Here is a 17,570-nt window from a genome sequence, read left to right on the forward strand (position 1 = left end):
CATCCTTCGAGACGCCCGGCTTCGCCGGGCTCCTCAGGATGAGGACTCAGTGCAATGTGGAGCGGGCCATAGCGCTTCAATCGATCGATGAACCGCTCTAGTCTGAACGTCCGTTTCCGATTCTCATCTCTGCTTCTACGCATGTCGCCGTGCGAGGCGCGTGAAGCCTTCAAGTCCCTGCAGGTCCGCCGTGAACCCGATCCTCGTCGCCTTCGCCGTCGCCATCCTGGTCGGGTTGCTCGGCGGATCGCTCACCGACACCGGCGCCTGGTATCAAAGCCTCAGCAAGCCGTCCTGGCAGCCGCCGGACTGGGCGTTCGGGCCGGCCTGGACGGTGATCTTCGCGCTTGCCGCGATGTCGGCGGTCTATGCCTGGCGCGGTGCGGCGACCCGGGCACAGCGCGAGGCGGTGATCGGCATCTTCGCCGCCAACGGCTTCTTCAACGTGTTGTGGAGCATGTTGTTCTTCACCATCCAGCGGCCCGACTGGGCGCTGCTAGAGGTGCCGCTGCTGTGGCTGTCGGTGCTGGTCGGGATCGTGGCGTTCTGGCGCAGGTCGCGCGCCGCGAGCTACTACCTCGTGCCGTATCTGCTGTGGGTGAGCTTCGCGGCGTATCTCAATTGGACGGTGGTCCGGCTCAACGCGCCGTTCTCATGACCCTTGGCCGTCCGCGGTCACGCATTCCGGGATGCCCGCTATGTCGATGATGTCCGAACTGTTCGCCAGAGGCGTGCTGGTCGATGTCGTGCTGGCGTTCCTGGTGGTCGAGGCGGTCGCGATCGTCGGCTACTGGCTGTGGCGCAAACGGGGGATCGCCCCGGCCGACTTCCTGCCGGGCCTGTGCTCCGGTGCCCTAATGCTGTTGGCGCTGCGAATGGTTATCGCTGGCACCTCGTGGGTGCTGCCTTCAGTTTGCCTCATGGTTGCGGGGCTCGCTCATCTCGTCGACGTCCGGCGGCGCTGGCGGAATTGACCGCGGCCGGCATGGTGCCTTCCGCCCGGTAGTCCCCCGAATCGAAGGGCCCCGATCTGATTGCTCAGACCGGGGCCCGGGTCGATGCAGTCGCTGTGCAGGGAACGCTTAGTTCGCCTTCAGGGTCGCCAGATAGGCCGCGACGTCCTTGCGCTGCTGCTCGTTGGCGAGCTTGAAGGTCATCTTGGTCGAGCCGGTCGCCTTGTCGGCCTGGCCCTTGTCGGTCAGGAACTTCTTCAGGAACGAGTTCGGATCGGCCAGATACTCGACGACGTTTTCCTGCGACCAGACCAGACCGGCTTCGCCGGCAGCGTGGTTGAGCGGCGAATAGGTGAAGCCGGCCGCGGTGCCGGTCTTGCGGCCGATCACGCCGCCGAGCGCCGGACCGACCATGTTCTTGTCGGCGCGGTGGCAGGTCTGGCACTGCTTGAACACCGCCTCGCCCTTCGCGGCGTCCTGCGCCGAGGCGATGCCCGTCGACAGAGATCCGGCGGCAGCGGTGATAGTGATGATTGCGAGAAGTTTACGGACCACGTCTCTCTCCTAGATCTCGTCGTTTGCGCCCATGGAATGGGGGCCCTCTTGGGGCCTGGACCAACGCGCTATCCAAACTCTTTCTAAGGTAATCTGTAAAGCTGTTCTGACACTAAGTGTTCCGTCCGACTGGACGATTTTGGAAGGTATCGCCTTGATTTCGCGCAATAAAGTTACGGAATAGGCAATTTGGCGAATTTCCTTGAATATTCAGCGACGCTTCCACTTGTCATTGGCATAATGTCTGCATAATTCGTTTGGGCGCGACCGTTCGATTGCCGTCTCCCGACGCCGGAACCGCCTGCGAGTGGAGCGATGTCTGCCAAACCAGTACAGCCTGACATCACGCTGTTGCTCGATATGGACGGCGTGATCCGCGACGCGAGCCTGTCGCCAGCGCTGTCCGAGGAGAGCGTCGAGGCGTGGCTTGGTCGCGCCTGGACCGATATTGCCGGTGAAGAGGGCGGCGACAAGGTGCGCCGCATGGTCGAGGATGCGCGCACCAGCGGCATCTCGGCGTTTCGCCAGATCAATCAGCGCTTTCCTTCCGGCACCGAAATCCCGATCGAATTCACCACCATGCTGCTGGGCGATCGCACCGGCATGCTGGCGGTTGGAAAGAATCTCCAGGCGGTCACCGAACTACATTCGCGGCTGATTGCGGCGCAGCAGACCATCGAGCGCGATTACTGGCGCCTGCGCGAAATGGAGACGCGCTATCGGCTGGTGTTCGACGCCGCCACCGAAGCCGTCCTGATCGTCTCCGCCAATGATCTGAAGATCGTCGAAGCCAACCGGGCTGCGGTTCAGGCGCTGAGCGGGATCGATCGCGGCAATGAGGATGTCACCGGCCGTGATCTCTTGCTGGAGATCGCCGAAGTGGATCGCGAGGCGGTGCGCGAGATGCTGGTGCGCGTGCGCGACCGCGGCAAGGCGTTGAGTATTCTCGTTCACCTCGGCCGCGACGTGCGGCCCTGGATGGTCCGCGGTTCGCTGGTGTCGTCGGAGCGCGGCCAGGTGTTCCTACTGCAGTTCGCACCGGTGGCGACAACGTCGCGCGGTGACGACCGCTCCGAGCCGACAGTCTTGAAGACGCTGATCGACCGGGTGCCCGATGGCTTCGTGGCGCTCGATTCGGCTGGCGTAATCCGCCATGCCAATCAGGCGTTTCTCGATCTCGTGCAGATCGGCTCCAAGGGCTCGGCAATCGGCGAGTCGCTCGGGCGTTGGCTGACGCAGCCGGGCGCCGATCTCTCGGCATTGCTGTCGCATCTGCAGCGCTACAAGACGGTCCGGCTGTTCCAGACCACCATCCGTGGCGAGCTCGGCAGCGAAACCGAAGTCGAGATCTCCGCCGTCGATGGCGACGACCACAACTATGTCGGCGTGCTGATCCGCAACGTGTCGCGCCGTCTCACCGGCGGCGAAACCGACGCGCTGCGTGCGGCGCTCGGGCCGATCAGCAAGCAACTCGGCCGCTCGTCGCTGCGCAAGCTGGTCAAGAATACGGTCGGCATCGTCGAGCGCCACTACGTCAAGGAAGCGCTCGAACTGACCAAAGGCAATCGTACCGCTACCGCCGAATTGCTCGGCTTGAGCCGGCAAAGCCTCTATGCCAAGCTTGCCCGCTACGGACTCGACGACAAGGGGTCCCTGTCTCAGGACGATTTACCCGACGACGACTCTGAGGACTAATTGGCCGTTCAACCGACCAGCTTGCCCGCATTTGGAACCGCCGACCTTTCGAACTGCGAGCAGGAGCAAATCCACCTCGCGGCCTCGATCCAGCCGCACGGTGCGCTGTTGGCCGTCAGCGAGCCGGATCATCGCGTCATCCAGGCCAGCGCCAACGCGGCAGAATTCCTCAACATCGCGAACGTCCTCGGGCTGCCACTCGCGGAGCTCGAAGGCGATCTGCTGATCCGGATCCTGCCGCATCTCGATCCGAAGCTCGACGGAATGCCGGTGGCCGTGCGTTGCCGGATCGGCAAACCGAGCGTCGAATTCGACGTGCTGATCCATCGTCCTCCGGAAGGCGGACTGATCATCGAGCTGGAGCGCGCCGGCCCGCCCTTGGATTTGCAGACGACGGTCGGGCAGGCGCTCGACAAGATCCGAACATCGAATTCCATCCGCGCGTTGTGCGATGAAGCCGCGCTGCTGTTGCAGGAGCGTACCGGCTACGATCGGGTGATGGTTTACCGGTTCGATGAAGAGGGCCACGGCGAGGTCTTCTCCGAGCGCCATGCGGCCGGCCTGGAATCCTATCTCGGCAACCGCTATCCGGCGTCCGACATCCCCCAGATCGCCCGGCGGCTCTACGAGCGCCAGCGCGTGCGGGTCCTGGTCGATGTCGGCTACGAGCCGGTGCCGCTGCGACCGCGACTGTCGCCTTTGACCGGACGCGACCTCGACATGTCGAGCTGTTTCTTGCGCTCGATGTCGCCGATCCATCTTCAGTATCTGCAGAACATGGGCGTGCGCGCGACGCTGGTCGTCTCGCTGATGGTCGGCGGCAAGCTTTGGGGGCTCGTCGCCTGCCATCACTATCAGCCGCGCTTCATCCATTTCGAACTACGCGCGGTGTGCGAGCTGCTGGCCGAGGCGATCGCGACGCGCATCACCGCGCTGGAGAGCTTCGCCCAGAGTCAGTCCGAGCTGTTCGTGCAGCGACTCGAGCAGCGTATGATCGAGGCGATTTCGCGGGAAGGCGACTGGCGCGCGGCGATCTTCGATGCGTCGCAGTCGATTCTGCAGCCGGTTCGAGCCAGTGGCGCTGCGCTGGTCTACGAAGGGCAGGTGGCCACGATCGGCGAAGTTCCCGGTACGCACGACATTCGCGAGATTGCCGCCTGGCTCACCAAGCAGCCGCGCGCCTCGGTGATCGCGACCTCGTCGCTCGGCCTCGACGTCCGCGATTTTTCGCCGTTGACCGCGGTCGCCAGCGGCCTGGCCGCGGCGCCTGTCTCGAACCACCCGGGCGAGTTCCTGATGTGGTTCAGGCCGGAGCGCGTCCGCACCGTCACCTGGGGCGGCGATCCGAAAAAGCCGTTCGTGATCGGCAACACGCCGGCCGATCTGTCGCCGCGTCGATCCTTCGCCAAATGGAATCAGGTCGTAGAAGGCACGTCCGATCCATGGACGCCGGCTGATCTCGCGGCGGCGCGGACCATCGGTCAGTCCGTGGCGGACATCGTGCTGCAGTTCCGCGCGGTGCGAACCCTGATTGCACAGGAGCAGCTCGATCAGTTCTCGCGCCAGGTCGCGACGTCGGATCATCCGGTGGTGATCGCCGATATCGAAGGCAAGATCCTGTTGATCAACGACGCTTTCATCTCGATGCTGCCGCAGGGCTATCCGCCCGTGCATCGGCTCGAGGATCTGGCGCTGGCGTTTCTCGATCCGTTCGACTTCAGGCGTAATGTCGGTGAACTGATCGAACGTCAGCGCGGCTGGCGCGGCGAATTGCTGCTCAGGGGGGCCGGTGGCGAAACGAAGTCGCTCGTGGTGCGGGCCGACCCGGTGGTGCCGTCGCGTGACCGCGCGCTCGGCTTCGTGCTGATCTTCAACGACAACGCCGACCGCAGGGCCGCCGAAGCAGCCCGCGGCCGCTTTCAGGAAGGTATCCTCGAGAGCAGCCGGACCACTGGGTTGCGGCTCGATTCGCAATCAGGCCTCGTCTACCAGAACCTGCTGTCTTCGGTCGTCGAGAACGCGCAGCTCGCGGCCCTGGAAATCACCTATGGGGTCGAGACCGGGCGGATCGCCGACATGCTCGAGGGCGTCCGCGATTCCACGTTGCGCACCGCTGAAGTGCTGCAGCACCTGATGCTGCATGCTTCGCGCACCTCGGCGAATCAAAATTCTACCAAGCCCGGAAAGACCAAGAGCTGACTAAGATGGCGCAGCCTCGCCGGCGAGGCTGCGCTGAACCGCGATCGAGAGCGCGATGTTGCACTCGAATGCCAGCGCGCCTTCCGCGATGATCGCATCCGGATCGGGCGCCGCGGCGCCTGCCAATTCCAACGCTTGGCGATAGCCGGCCTTCAATGCCGCCGGCTCGGCGATCGCCGAGAAATCGTAATGCGTCAGTTCGGGCTCACCGAGCCCGAGCGATTTCTCCAGCAGACGCTTCACGATCTGCCCGCCATTCAAATCGCCGAGATAGCGCGTATAAGCGTGTGCAATGAGCCGGCTGCCGTCGCCGCCCGCGGCTTGCGCGATGGTGCGCGCATAAGCCTCACCCTCCGGCAAAAGCGGCGGCTGATCGTCGCTGTCCGGCCCGGTCAGCGCTGCCAGATCGGCTGCGATCGCGGCAGCCCGCGCCAGGCGATAGCGCGCCAGCGGTGCTAGGATTGGATTGTGGCGATGGCGTTCGAGCCCGTCTTCAATCTCGCGATAGGCGGGCTGCAGATTGCGCAGCAGCAGCGCATAACCCCGCCGGCTGGCAGCGCCGCGCAGCATGTCGGCGATGAACCCGGTGCGCTCCGCTTCGAGATGCAGTGCTTTGGTACTAACGTAAAGTGCGGTCACGACGCTGGGTGCGCCGCTCTCCGCGGTAACTGCGGCCATTTCACCTTCCCCGGCTAGACACAGCCTTATAGCAGAGCCGAGTCCGGACGGCGAATACGGGAAGCATCACCTGCGTCCCTTCAGCATTGGCAGAAGCGCACGGGCGAGCTGGGGCGCGTGCGCGCCGTCGGTGGCGCTCATATCTGCGCCGAGAGCGTTCGCAAGCTCTGGCCGGTCGACCAGGATCGGGCCGCCAACGATCACGCCGATCCGGCGATTGCGGGAATCTCGGCGCACGTCCTGGATCAGGCGCTTCAATTCGTCGAGCCGCCGATCACTGGTGACCGAGAAGCCGATCAGGTCGAACCAGCGCTCCGTCACCAGCGATGCAAGCTCGCGGCGCGAACCGAAAGGTCCGGTGCAGATATCCCAGCCGTCGTGCCGGAAGAATTCCGCCACCATCGCCAGGCCGAAACTGTGCTGCTCGCCCGGGATCGTCGTGAGCAACACCGCGCCGATGCGCTGAAGGTTGTTCGCTTCCAAATGGCTCTCGCCGACGTGGCGAAGGATTCGATGCAGCCTGCTCACGCCAAGCGTGACGTTCGCGAAGTCGGTGGTGTCCTCCTCCCACATCTCGCCGAGGCGACGCGCCACCGGGGCGAGCAGGTTGAGGAAGATCAAATCAGTTGGTGTGCCGCGCGAGATAAGATTCTCGACATAGGCGAAGGCGGCACGTTCGTCCGAGCCGAGGATCAGAAGTGTGAACTGCTGCACCTCGAACGGCGCGGCCGGATCGGCCGGAGCCGGAGTGTTCGGGAAGGACATGGAGCGCAGCGCGAGGCCAACCTGGGGGAGTATCTGAGTGTGGATCGAGCGCGCGATACCATCGCCGACCATCGGCGGCCGATATCGCCAGATCGGTTCGGGGGGCGAAAAATCCAGAGGCACCACAGGTAGCCGGGGCCGAGCGGGAGCGGTGACGTACGAGATCGAGAGCTCTTTCCGGTTGGTCATTAGATACCCCCTTCTCACCAGATAACCCGACCGGCCTCACGACCGTCAAGTTTAATTTACGTATGGTTTGGTTGACAGTCTCATCGTCGGGGACTAGCCTTTGTCGATCAGCCGCACTTAGGGAGTAGCGCGGTGCCCAGCAGAACAGCATCAGATCAAGAAAATGAGGGTCTTGGTGCGATGGTGCCTGCCTCTTCCGCGTGTCCGTCGGTATCGCATCACCGCAATGAGGATGTGTCAAACATTCTTTACATCGACAGCGTCAAAACATCTGCTGCAGCGCCGCATGGTTCGGTCGGTGCCGGAAGTGCCATTTCGGAGCCTCGGCAAGGCCTTAGGATGCTGTACACGCCCGAAGAGCGGGTTCGCCGCGACGCAACAAAATGGACCCTGGTGCAGGGCATCCTGGCGCCGGTGCAGTTTCTGGTCTTCCTGATCAGTCTCGGACTCGTACTGCGCTATCTTTGGACGGGCGACGGTTACACCGTTGCGACAGCCTCGGTCGTGATCAAGACTCTGGTGCTCTACACCATCATGATCACCGGCGCGATCTGGGAGAAAGAGGTCTTCGGCTGCTATCTGTTCGCGCCGGCCTTCTTCTGGGAAGACGTCTTCAGCTTCCTCGTGCTCGCTCTGCATACCGCTTATTTGGTGATGCTGTTCGCCGGTCTCGGCGATCCGCGTCAGCAGATGCTGGTCGCGCTCGCCGCCTACGCGACCTACGTCGTCAACGCCACCCAATTTGTCCTCAAGCTGCGCGCCGCGCGTCGCGACGAGCGGATCGCCGCGCAGGGCGCTGCTCATATCTCCGGTAGCCGCGCATGACCGTGCATGTCTCCCCTTGCGCCGCGCCTGCGGTGGATCCTGTCACGCGCGAGGTTCGCACCGAGAGCGGCCAGCGCGAAGTCTTCTGCGGTCTCACCGGCATTGTTTGGCTGCATCGCAAGATACAGGATGCGTTCTTCCTCGTGGTTGGCTCGCGGACCTGCGCGCACCTGATTCAGTCGGCCGCCGGCGTGATGATTTTTGCCGAGCCGCGGTTCGGCACCGCGATCATGGAAGAGAAGGATCTCGCCGGTCTCACCGACGCGAACGACGAACTCGACCGCGTCGTGACCCAGTTGTTGGCCCGCCGCCCCGATATCAAGCTGCTGTTCCTGGTCGGCTCGTGCCCGTCGGAAGTGATCAAGCTCGACCTGTCGCGCGCGGCGCTGCGGCTGTCGCAGCGATTCTCGCCCGGCGTACGCATCCTCAATTACTCGGGCAGCGGCATCGAAACCACGTTTACGCAAGGCGAAGACGCTTGCCTTGCCTCGCTAGTGCCGGTGCTGCCGGCCGCGGAGGATGAGGCGGCGTCGCTGCTGGTCGTCGGCTCGCTTGCCGACGTGGTCGAAGATCAATTCAAGCGGATGTTCGACGCGCTCGGCGTCGGCCCGGTGGCGTTCTTCCCGCCGCGCAAATCGACCGCGTTGCCGAGCGTCGGCCCGAACACCAAGATTCTGATGGCACAGCCGTTCCTGCCGGATACGGTGCGGGCGCTGCAGGAGCGCGGCGCCAAGCGGCTGGCCGCGCCGTTCCCGTTCGGCGTCGAAGGCACGACCGCATGGCTACGCGCTGCGGCCGATGCATTCGGCGTTGCGCCCGCGCATTTCGACAAGGTCACCGAGCCGAACCGCGCTCGCGCCGAGCGCGCGCTCACGGCCTACAAGTCCGAGCTTGCCGGCCGGCGCATCTTCTTCTTCCCCGACTCGCAGCTCGAGATTCCGCTGGCGCGTTTCCTGGCGCGCGAGCTGTCGATGCAGCTGGTCGAAGTCGCCACGCCTTATCTGCATCGCGAGCATCTCGCCGAAGAGTTGAAATTGCTGCCGCTCGATGTCGCACTGACGGAAGGTCAGGACGTCGACCATCAGCTCGATCGCTGCCGCGCGGCGCGTCCCGACATCGTGGTGTGCGGGCTCGGTCTCGCCAATCCGCTCGAGGCCGAAGGCATCACCACGAAATGGTCGATCGAACTCGTGTTCACCCCGATCCAGGGCTACGAGCAGGCGGCCGACCTCGCTGAACTATTCGCGCGGCCGCTGGTGCGCCGCGCCAAACTGGTGGCCTGACATGCAGCTCACCGTCTGGACTTATGAAGGGCCTCCTCACGTCGGCGCGATGCGCGTCGCAACCGGCATGGACGGACTGCACTATGTGCTGCACGCCCCGCAGGGCGACACCTACGCCGATCTGCTGTTCACCATGATCGAGCGCCGCGCCAAGCGGCCGCCGGTGACCTACACGACGTTCGCGGCGCGCGATCTCGGCAAGGACACCGCGGAACTGTTCATGACCGCGGCGCGCGACGCCTATGCGCGCTTTCAGCCGCAGGCGATGATCGTCGGCGCGTCCTGCACCGGTTCGCTGATCCAGGACGATCCGGGCGGACTCGCCAAGTCGCTCGGCTTTCCGATCCCGGTGATCCCGATCGATCTGCCGGCGTATCAGCGCAAGGAAAACTGGGGCGCGTCCGAGACCTTCTATCAGCTCGTCCGCGCCATCGCCGGTCCGAAGGCGCCGCCGCCCGGCACCAAGCGAGCGGAGCGCGCGCCGGGCGTGCGCGCCATCTGCAATCTGCTCGGCCCGACCGCACTCGGCTTCCGCCACCGCGACGACGTCGCCGAAATCACCAAGCTGCTCGGCCAACTCGGCATCGACGTCAACGTCACCGCGCCGATGGGCGCGACGCCGGCGGATCTCGCGCGCCTCGGCGACGCCGATTTCAACGTCGTGCTGTATCCGGAGATCGCCGGGCAGGCGGCGTCGTGGCTGCACCGTATCTTCCACCAGCCGTTCACCAAGACGATCCCGATCGGCGTCTCCGCGACGCGCGAATTCATCCGTGAAGTCGCTGCTCTTGCCGGAGTCGATCCCGCGCCAGTGCTTGCCGAGGCGGCGACGCGGCTGCCTTGGTACTCACATTCGGTCGACAGCACCTACCTCACCAACAAGCGCGTCTTCATCTTCGGCGACGCGACCCACGCGATCGCCGCGGCACGGATCGCGTCCGAAGAACTGGGCTTCAAGGTGGTCGGACTGGGCACTTACAGCCGCGAATTCGGCCGCGACCTGCGCGAGGCGGCGGCCAAATACGGCGTCGAGGCGCTGATCACCGACGATTATCTCGAAGTCGAAGCCAAGGTGGCGGAGCTGCATCCCGAGCTGGTGCTCGGCACGCAAATGGAGCGTCATATCGCCAAGCGGCTCGGCGTGCCCTGCGCGGTGATCTCGGCGCCGGTCCACGTCCAGGATTTCCCGGCGCGCTACGCACCGCAGATGGGATTCGAAGGCGCCAATGTGATCTTCGACACCTGGGTCCATCCGCTGATGATGGGCCTCGAAGAACATCTGCTGGCGATGTTCAAGGACGATTTCGAGTTCAAGGACGGCGCGTTGCCGTCTCACCTCGGCACCGGGCATGCGCCACAGACCGCGCCCGACGTGCCAGAGGTAGTAATTGCGCTGCCGCAAGGCGCGCCGACTCTCGACGATGCAGCATCCGCTCCGGCTGCTGCGAACGGTGCGGCCGCAGGGGCCGTCTGGGCTCCTGAAGCAGAAAAGGAACTGCAGAAGATCCCATTCTTCGTTCGCGGGAAAGCCCGCCGGAACACCGAGCGATTCGCCAACGAAAATGGCGTCGCAACCATTACTGTCGAGACCTTGTACGATGCCAAAGCGCACTTCGCCCGCTGACAAGACCCCGGTTCGGGTCGTCATCGTCACGCTGGACAGCCATCTGTCCGGCGCCGCCGCGCGTGCACGCAACGTGCTGCGTAAGGATTACCCTGGACTCGAACTGACCGTGCACTCCGCCGACGAGTGGGGCAGCGACGGTCCCGCGCTCGAGCGCTGTCTCGCCGATATCGCCACCGGCGATATCATCATCGCCACCATGCTGTTCATGGACGATCACGTCCGCGCAGTAATGCCGGCGCTGGTGGCGCGCCGCACGCAGTGCGACGCGATGGTGTGCTGCATGTCGGCCGCCGAGGTGGTGAAGCTCACGCATATCGGCAAGTTCGATATGAGCGCCGAAGCGCTCGGCATGATCAACTGGCTGAAGAAGCTGCGCGGCAAGAAGCACGAAGGCAGTGCCGGCAAGGGCGAGATGAAGATGCTGCGGCAGCTGCCGAAGCTGCTGCGCTTCATCCCCGGCACCGCGCAGGACATGCGCGCCTATTTCCTGACGCTGCAATACTGGCTCGCCGGCTGCGAGCAGAACATCGCCAACATGGTGCGGCTGCTGATCGATCGCTATGCGAACGGCCCGCGCAAGGCGCTGCGCGGCGTCGCCAAGGTCGAGCCGCCGATCGACTACGCGGATATCGGTGTCTATCACCCGAAGATGAAGGGGCGCATCGCCGAGACGGCCGACAAGCTGCCGGCAGGCCCCACCGACGCCAAGGGCACGGTCGGCGTGCTGCTGCTGCGCTCGTATCTGTTGGCCGGCAATGCCGGCCACTACGACGGCATGCTGGAAGCGTTCGAGGCCAAGGGGCTCCGAGTCGTCCCGGTGTTCGCATCGGGCCTCGACCAACGCCCGGCGATCGAGAAATTCTTCATACATAACGGCCGTCCGGTGGTCGACGCCGTGGTGTCGCTCACCGGCTTCTCGCTCGTCGGCGGCCCGGCCTATAACGACTCCAAGGCGGCGGAGGACGTTCTGGCCGCGCTCGACGTGCCCTATCTGTCGGCGCATCCGGTCGAATTCCAGACGCTCGAGCAATGGGCCGCGTCCGATCGTGGGCTGATGCCGGTGGAAAGCACCATCATGGTGGCGATCCCCGAGCTCGACGGCTCGTCCGGCCCGATGGTCTATGGCGGCCGCTCCGACGGCGGCGATATCGCCTGCCCGGGCTGCGACAAGTTCTGCAAGTTCGAGCGCAGCGAAACCGGCGGCGACATGCACGTCTGCGGCGAGCGCGCCGAAATGCTGGCCTCGCGCACCGCGCGGCTGATCGCCCTGCGTCGGAGCGAACGCAAGGATCGCAAGGTTGCGGTCGTGCTGTTCAACTTCCCGCCGAACGCCGGCAACACCGGCACGGCCGCGTTTCTCGGCGTGTTCGAGTCGCTGTTCAACACGCTGACGGCGATGAAGCGTGAGGGCTACACCGTCGACGTGCCCGACAGTGTCGACGCGCTCCGTGAAGCGATCATCAACGGTAATGCGTCGCGGTTCGGCGCGGCCGCCAACGTCCACGCCCGTGTCACCGCCGGCGATCACGTCAAGTCGGAGCGCTGGCTGCGCGAGATCGAAGGGCAGTGGGGGCCGGCGCCTGGCAAACATCAGAGCGATGGTTCGTCGATCTTCGTACTCGGTGAGCGCTTCGGCAACGTCTTCGTCGGCGTGCAGCCGGCGTTCGGCTACGAAGGCGATCCGATGCGCCTGTTGTTCGAGAAGGGCTTTGCGCCGACGCATGCCTTCTCGGCGTTCTATCGCTGGCTGAAGCAGGATTTCGGCGCCCACGCCGTGCTGCATTTCGGCACCCACGGCGCATTGGAATTCATGCCCGGCAAGCAGACCGGCCTGTCCGGCACCTGCTGGCCGGATCGCATGATCGGCGATCTGCCGAACATGTACATCTACGCGTCCAACAACCCGTCGGAAGGCGCGATCGCGAAGCGCCGCTCGGCGGCGACACTGATCAGCTATCTGACGCCGCCGGTCGCGCATGCTGGCCTGTATCGTGGCCTGCTCGAGCTGAAGTCATCGATCGAGCGCTGGCGCGGGCTGACGCCGGAGGAAGAAACCGAGCGCGACAATCTCGCGGTGCTGGTGCAGGCGCAGGCCGCCGGACTTGATCTTGTGCCGGCGGAGCCGGCCTGGACCGCCGAAGATGCGGGCGCCGCCATCGCCAAGCTCGCCGATGCGGTGCTCGAAATGGAGTACGCGCTGATCCCGCATGGCCTGCACGTCGTCGGCAACGTGCCGTCCGAAGAGGAGCGCGTCGAGACGCTGGAAGCGATCGCCGATGCGATGCACGGCAAGCGCCCCGACAAGGCGCTGCTCGAGGCACTGGTCCGCGGGGGGCATCCCGAACATCTGTCCGGCAACGGTCCCGAAGCACAGGCCAATCTCGACATGCTCAAAGAGCTGGCCGGGATGGACAAGCTGCTGGCCGAGGACCACGAGCTCGCCGCGATCCTGCGCGCGCTCGACGGCAAGTTTATCCGGCCTGCGCCGGGCGGCGATCTGTTGCGTACGCCTCAGGTGCTGCCGACCGGACGCAACCTGCACGGCTTCGATCCGTTCCGCATTCCGTCGGCCTACGCGCTGCAGGACGGCGCCAAGCAGGCGCAGCGGCTGATCGACAAGCATGTCACCGAAGGCAATCCGCTGCCCGAGACCGTCGCCATCGTGCTGTGGGGCACCGACAACCTCAAGAACGAAGGCGCGCCGATCGGCCAGGCGCTGGCGCTGATGGGCGCACGTCCGCGGTTCGATGGCTACGGCCGTCTCGCTGGCGCGGATCTGATCCCGCTTGCAGAGTTGGGGCGGCCGCGGATCGACGTGATCATTACCATGTCGGGCATCTTCCGCGACCTGCTGCCGCTGCAGATCAAGCTGCTCGCCGAAGCCGCCTTCATGGCGGCGAGCGCTGACGAACCGGCGGAGCAGAACTTCATCCGCAAGCATTCGCTGGCCTATCAGGCCCAGCACAAATGCGACATGGAGACCGCGTCGCTCCGCGTGTTCGGAAATGCCGACGGCGCCTACGGCTCCAACGTCAACCATCTGGTCGAGAACAGCCGCTGGGAAGACGAGGACGAACTCGCCGAGACCTACACCAAACGCAAGAGCTTCGCCTACGGCCTCAAGGGGCAGCCGGTGCAGCACGCTGACCTCCTGAAGAGCGCGCTCGCCGACGTCGATCTCGCGTACCAGAACCTCGATTCGGTCGAACTCGGCGTCACCACGGTCGATCATTACTTCGACACGCTGGGCGGCATCAGCCGGGCGGTGCGGAAAGCCAAAGGCGGGCAGGCGGCTCCGGTGTACATCGGCGACCAGACCCGCGGCGCCGGTACGGTGCGGACCCTGTCCGAACAGGTCGCGCTCGAGACCCGCACCCGGATGCTCAATCCGAAGTGGTACGAGGGCATGCTCAAGCACGGCTACGAGGGCGTGCGCCAGATCGAAGAGCACGTCACCAACACGATGGGATGGTCGGCCACCACCGGCGAAGTCGCGCCGTGGGTTTACAAGCAGCTCACCGAGACTTTCGTGCTCGATCCCGAGATGCGCGCGCGTCTCGCCGCGCTCAACCCGGTCGCCTCGGCCAAGGTCGCCCACCGGCTGATCGAAGCCCACGAACGTAACTACTGGTCTCCGGACCCGGAAATGCTCGAGGTCCTGCGCAAGGCAGGCGAAGAGCTCGAGGATCGCCTTGAAGGCGTAGGAGTGGCCGCATGAACATCCTGACTGATCCCCTCAAGCTGAAGACCTCGGGCTGCGCCGACCCCAATGCGTCGAAATGCGCCGAAGGCGACGGCGAGGGCAGCGTCCAGGTGCAGCTCGACCCCAACGTCAAGATCGGCAGCGCCAAGGTTTTCTCGATCTACGGCAAGGGCGGCATCGGCAAGAGCACGACCTCGTCCAACCTGTCGGTGGCGTTCTCGAAGCTCGGCAAGCGCGTGCTGCAGATCGGCTGCGACCCCAAGCACGACTCGACCTTCACGCTGACCAAGCGGCTGATCCCGACGGTGATCGACGTGCTCGAGGAGGTGAACTTCCACTCCGAAGAGCTGCGTCCCGAAGACTTCGTGTTCGAGGGCTACAACGGCGTGATGTGTCTCGAGGCCGGCGGCCCGCCGGCCGGCACCGGCTGCGGCGGCTACGTCGTCGGCCAGACCGTCAAGCTGCTGAAAGAGCATCATCTGCTCGAAGACACCGACGTGGTGATCTTCGACGTGCTCGGCGACGTGGTCTGTGGCGGTTTCGCAGCGCCGCTGCAGCACTCCGAGCGGGCAATGATTGTCGCCGCCAACGACTTCGACTCGATCTTCGCCGCCAACCGCATCGCCGCGGCGATCCAGGCGAAGTCGAAGAACTACGCTGTCCGGCTGGCGGGAGTGATTGCCAATCGCAGCCGCGAGACCGACCAGATCGACAAGTTCGGCGAACGCACCGGCATCAAGCGCGTCGCGCATCTGCCGGACCTCGATGTCATCCGGAAGAGCCGTCTGAAAAAAATGACACTTTTTGAGATGGATCACACCGACGAAATTCTGGCCGTGCAAAATGAGTATCTTCGGCTCGCGACCGAATTGTGGGACGCGAAGGAGCCCCCGGTCCAGGGCAAGCCGCTGAAGGATCGCGACATCTTTGATCTCCTGGGATTTGATTGATGGCGTTGGGCAGCTACATCGAGCGACGTGGAGAGCTTGAAACCTATTTCGACCGCACCGCGGCCGATACGTGGGCCAAGCTGACCTCCGATGCTCCGGTCAGCGGCATCCGCGCCACCGTGCGCGCCGGCCGCGACGAGATGCGCAACACGCTGCTGTCGTGGCTTCCGGCCGACATGACCGGCACCCGGCTGCTCGACGCCGGCTGCGGCACCGGTGCGCTGTCGATCGCAGCGGCGCGTCGCGGCGCGCAGGTGCTGGCGATCGACCTGTCGCCGACGCTGGTCGGCGTCGCGCGGGAGCGTCTGCCGGAAGACATCGATCCGGCCGCGATCGACTTCCGCTCCGGCGACATGCTCGATCCGGCGCTCGGCGAGTTCGACTTCGTCGTCGCGATGGACTCGCTGATCCACTATCTGCCGCACGACATCTGCCGCATCCTGGCCACGCTGGCGGCGCGGACGCGGCAGTCGATGGCGGTGACGTTTGCGCCGAAGACGCCGGCGCTGGCGCTGATGCATTTCGTCGGCGGCTTCTTCCCGCGCGCCGATCGCGCGCCAGCGATCGAGCCGGTCAGCGAAAAGAAGCTACTCAAGCTGATTTCGGAAGAGCCGGCGCTGCAGCAATGGCAGCCCGGCCGGACGCATCGCGTGTCGTCCGGGTTCTACACCTCGCAGGCACTGGAGATGGTTCGACGATGAGCCAGATGGCGGCAACACTGGCGAAGGGCTGGATGCGTCTCGGCACGCGCTTCCTGCCGTTTGCCGATGCCGCCACCAAGGAGCTTCCGCTCGGCCGCTTGCTGCGGCTGTCGCTGTTCCAGGTCTCGGTCGGCGCTTCGGTGGTGCTGCTCAACGGCACGCTCAATCGCGTGATGATCGTCGAGCTCGGCGTCTCGACGCTGCTGGTCTCGCTGATGGTGTCGCTGCCGCTGGTATTCGCGCCGTTCCGCGTGCTGATCGGATTCAAGTCGGATAGTCACCGCTCGGTGCTCGGCTGGCGCCGCGTGCCCTATATCTGGATGGGCACGCTGCTGCAGTTCGGCGGCTTCGCCATCATGCCGTTCGCGCTGCTGGTGCTGTCGGGCGGTGGCGAGTATCCGGCGGTCTATGGCCAGATCGGCGCCGCATTGGCATTCCTGCTGGTCGGCGCCGGGATGCACACCACGCAGACCGCGGGTCTTGCGCTCGCCACCGATCTGGCACCGGAAGAGTCGCGCCCGCGCGTCGTCGCGTTTCTGTACGTCATGCTGCTGGTCGGGATGACGGGCAGCGCGCTGATCTTCAGCGAGCTGCTGCGCAATTTCAGCGAGCTGCAACTGATCCAGGTGATTCAGGGCGTCGCCGTCGCGCAGCTGCTGCTCAACATCGTGGCGCTGTGGAAGCAGGAAGCGCGCAACCCTGCGCTGACCTCCGCAAGTCGGGAGCGGCCGCAGTTCAATCAGTCGTGGGCACGGTTCCGTGCTGCCGGCGGATCATCGCGGATGCTCGTTGCAGTCGCGCTCGGCACCGCCGGCTTCTCGATGCAGGACATCCTGCTGGAGCCGTATGGCGCCGAAGTGCTGCGGTTGTCGGTCGGCCAGACTACGGCGCTCACCGCGTTCTTCGCGCTCGGCACGTTGGTCGGCTTCGGTCTCGCTGCGCGCACGCTCGGGCGCGGCGGCGATCCGTACCGGCTGGCCGGTTTCGGGGCGCTGATCGGCATCTTTGCCTTTGCTGCCGTAGTGCTCGCGGCGCCGGCGCAATCGGCTGCGCTGTTCCGTGCCGGTACGGCACTGATTGGCCTTGGCGGCGGGCTGTTCGCAGCTGGCACGCTGACCGCCGCGATGGCGGTGGCATCGGAAAGCGATCCTGGGCTGGCGCTCGGGACGTGGGGGGCCGTGCAGGCAACGGCAGCCGGTGGCGGCATTCTGCTCGGCGGCGGTATCCGTGATCTGGTCGCTTCGCTCGCCGACAGCGGGGCGCTCGGCAGCGTGCTGTCGGGGCCGGCGATCGGCTACGGCTTTGTCTACAACATCGAGATCGCGTTGCTGTTCGCAACGTTGGTTGCGGTTGGTCCGCTCGTGCGAACGGCACGGTCGGCCGGTACGCAGCCTGCTACCAAGTTCGGCCTCGCCGAATTTCCAGGTTAACAAAGAGGAAGGGGTCC

The 17,570-nt window shown here is 65.0% G+C and carries 14 protein-coding genes; 11 read left to right on the forward strand and 3 right to left on the reverse strand.

Annotation, left to right across the window (positions count from 1 at the left end; all coding sequences use genetic code 11):
• Window positions 1-190 precede the first annotated feature (190 nt).
• Both IP86_RS24100 and IP86_RS24105 read left to right on the forward strand, forming a co-directional pair.
• A complete protein-coding gene (locus tag IP86_RS24100) occupies window positions 191-658 on the forward strand; it encodes a TspO/MBR family protein (protein ID WP_054164974.1) in 468 nt (155 codons plus the stop codon).
• A 40-nt stretch (window positions 659-698) separates the two neighbouring features.
• Complete coding sequence (locus IP86_RS24105; protein ID WP_054164975.1) at window positions 699-974, forward strand: hypothetical protein; 276 nt, start codon at window positions 699-701, stop codon at window positions 972-974.
• A 108-nt stretch (window positions 975-1,082) separates the two neighbouring features.
• Here IP86_RS24105 and IP86_RS24110 read toward each other — a convergent pair whose 3' ends face one another.
• Window positions 1,083-1,508 carry a c-type cytochrome gene (locus IP86_RS24110; RefSeq protein WP_054164976.1) on the reverse strand — a complete coding sequence of 142 codons (426 nt, stop codon included), beginning with the start codon at window positions 1,506-1,508 and terminating at the stop codon, window positions 1,083-1,085.
• A gap of 315 nt (window positions 1,509-1,823) precedes the next feature.
• Between IP86_RS24110 and ppsR the strand changes: the two genes are divergently transcribed.
• Together ppsR and IP86_RS24120 are read left to right on the forward strand one after the other, a co-directional pair.
• Window positions 1,824-3,203: a transcriptional regulator PpsR gene (gene ppsR, locus IP86_RS24115; RefSeq protein ID WP_054164977.1), complete on the forward strand. Its 1,380-nt coding sequence runs from the start codon at window positions 1,824-1,826 to the stop codon at window positions 3,201-3,203.
• Window positions 3,204-5,402: a GAF domain-containing protein gene (locus tag IP86_RS24120; RefSeq protein ID WP_054164978.1), complete on the forward strand. Its 2,199-nt coding sequence runs from the start codon at window positions 3,204-3,206 to the stop codon at window positions 5,400-5,402.
• Here IP86_RS24120 and IP86_RS24125 read toward each other — a convergent pair whose 3' ends face one another.
• A complete protein-coding gene (locus IP86_RS24125) occupies window positions 5,403-6,080 on the reverse strand; it encodes a biliverdin-producing heme oxygenase (protein ID WP_054164979.1) in 678 nt (225 codons plus the stop codon).
• A 66-nt stretch (window positions 6,081-6,146) separates the two neighbouring features.
• Entirely contained in the window at window positions 6,147-7,034 is an 888-nt protein-coding gene (locus tag IP86_RS24130; RefSeq protein ID WP_054164980.1) for a cobalamin B12-binding domain-containing protein, read from the reverse strand.
• Between the two features lie 234 nt (window positions 7,035-7,268).
• On the opposite strand from IP86_RS24130, the gene bchF reads away from it, so the two are divergent.
• From bchF to IP86_RS24165, 7 genes are read left to right on the forward strand one after another with little or no spacing between them, the layout of a single operon-like run.
• Window positions 7,269-7,859, forward strand: coding sequence for a 2-vinyl bacteriochlorophyllide hydratase (bchF, locus tag IP86_RS24135; RefSeq protein ID WP_245290727.1), 591 nt, complete (start codon window positions 7,269-7,271; stop codon window positions 7,857-7,859).
• Window positions 7,856-9,142, forward strand: a complete 1,287-nt coding sequence (locus IP86_RS24140; RefSeq protein ID WP_054164982.1) for a ferredoxin:protochlorophyllide reductase (ATP-dependent) subunit N — start codon at window positions 7,856-7,858, stop codon at window positions 9,140-9,142. Before bchF ends, IP86_RS24140 begins: the two co-directional genes overlap by 4 nt.
• Window position 9,143: 1 nt before the next feature.
• Complete coding sequence (gene bchB / locus IP86_RS24145; protein WP_054164983.1) at window positions 9,144-10,766, forward strand: ferredoxin:protochlorophyllide reductase (ATP-dependent) subunit B; 1,623 nt, start codon at window positions 9,144-9,146, stop codon at window positions 10,764-10,766.
• A complete protein-coding gene (locus IP86_RS24150; protein ID WP_054164984.1) occupies window positions 10,741-14,487 on the forward strand; it encodes a magnesium chelatase subunit H in 3,747 nt (1,248 codons plus the stop codon). Before bchB ends, IP86_RS24150 begins: the two co-directional genes overlap by 26 nt.
• The gene (gene bchL, locus IP86_RS24155) at window positions 14,484-15,422 is read left to right on the forward strand and encodes a ferredoxin:protochlorophyllide reductase (ATP-dependent) iron-sulfur ATP-binding protein (RefSeq protein ID WP_054164985.1); all 939 of its coding nucleotides are present in this window, start codon (window positions 14,484-14,486) and stop codon (window positions 15,420-15,422) included. Before IP86_RS24150 ends, bchL begins: the two co-directional genes overlap by 4 nt.
• Entirely contained in the window at window positions 15,422-16,123 is a 702-nt protein-coding gene (gene bchM / locus IP86_RS24160) for a magnesium protoporphyrin IX methyltransferase (RefSeq protein ID WP_054164986.1), read from the forward strand. The genes bchL and bchM overlap by 1 nt, the downstream gene beginning before the upstream one ends.
• A complete protein-coding gene (locus IP86_RS24165) occupies window positions 16,120-17,553 on the forward strand; it encodes an MFS transporter (RefSeq protein ID WP_054164987.1) in 1,434 nt (477 codons plus the stop codon). Before bchM ends, IP86_RS24165 begins: the two co-directional genes overlap by 4 nt.
• Window positions 17,554-17,570 lie beyond the last annotated feature (17 nt).

Source organism: Rhodopseudomonas sp. AAP120 (assembly GCF_001295845.1).
Taxonomy (GTDB): domain Bacteria; phylum Pseudomonadota; class Alphaproteobacteria; order Rhizobiales; family Xanthobacteraceae; genus Rhodopseudomonas.